The organism is Nonomuraea lactucae, assembly GCF_003313395.1.
Lineage (GTDB): Bacteria > Actinomycetota > Actinomycetes > Streptosporangiales > Streptosporangiaceae > Nonomuraea > Nonomuraea lactucae.
On record NZ_QNFZ01000483.1, the window covers coordinates 1 to 1,275 of the forward strand.

The following is a 1,275-nucleotide window of genomic DNA, read 5'->3' on the forward strand; positions in this document are numbered from 1 at the left end:
CCAGCCACCACCCCCAACACCACACCCAACGACTCCAACACCCCCCCAACCGTCACCCCATCAAAAGCCGCGATCGAATAGGTCACTTCCAGCGCGAGCCGCTCCCCTGCGAACACGGCGACGTTCAGCGGATAGTTGCCCAGTTCGACATAGTCCAGCAGGTCGAAGGAGCCCGTTTCGGACTGGGGCGAGATCTGCAGCACGACGATGCTGTCGAACAACGACGTGCCGCGAGGCACCTCCGAGTACCGCTGGATGTCGACCAGCGGCGTGTACTCGTACCGCTGCATCGCCACCTGGTTGTCCTGCAACTCGCGAAGCCACTCCACGAATGCCACGTCGGAAGGCACCCGAGCGCGCAACGGCAGGGTGTTGATGAACAGCCCGACGATCGACTCCATCCCGGTCAGCTCCGCCGGACGGCCGGACACCGTCAGACCGAACATCACGTCGGACTCGCCGCTGTAGCGCGACAGCAGCAACGCCCACGCCGCCTGCACCACCGTGCCGAGCGTCACGCGGGCCTGCCGGGCGAGCCGTTCCAGCCCCTCCGTCACCTCACGCGGGAGCTCCAGCCGTACGCGCTCCTGCGCCCAGTGCGTGCTCGCCTGCCGGTTCACCGGCAACGGAGTGGGCGCGTCGAAGCCGGCCAGATACCCCCGCCAGAACTCCTCCGCCTCACCCGGCTCCCGCTCCTGGAGCCAGGCGATGAAGTCGCGGTACGGCCGCACGGCGGGCAGTGCCACTTGCTCGTCGCGGCACAGTGCTTCGTAGACCTGGGTGAGGTCGTCCAGGACTATGGGCAGGCTCCACCCGTCGGTGGAGATGTGGTGCATCGTCCACACCAGCCAGTAGCGGGAGTCGCCCCGGTCGATCAGCGTCACGCGCATCAGCGGGGGACGGCCCAGGTCGAAGCCGCGCTCGCGGTCGGCGGCCAGCAACTCGTCGAAGCGCGCCTGCTGGTCCTCTTCGCCGATCCCCGACCAGTCGAGGGCCTCGAACGGGACCTCCACCCGCTCGTGCACCACCTGAACGGGCTCGGGCACGCCCTCCCAGACGAATCCCGTACGCAGCGCCGAGTGCCGTTGGACGACCTCGTTCCACGCCCGCTCGAACGCGCCCGCATCGAGCTCGCGCCCCGCCAGCTCGTAGAGTCCCTGTGCGACGTACACGCCTGACCCGGCCGGCGCCTGGAGCGCGTGGAAGAGGATTCCCTGCTGGACCGAGGTCAACGGATACACATCCGCCACCCGCGCCCCGGCGGCCACCGCATCC

General features: G+C 68.6%; 1 protein-coding gene. It reads right to left on the bottom strand.

Annotated elements, in window-relative coordinates; all coding sequences use genetic code 11:
* Window positions 1-1,241 (bottom strand): condensation domain-containing protein (locus DQW85_RS22850; protein ID WP_240197362.1); only part of this gene is annotated, 1,241 nt, incomplete at its 3' end.
* Window positions 1,242-1,275: the final 34 nt, after the last annotated feature.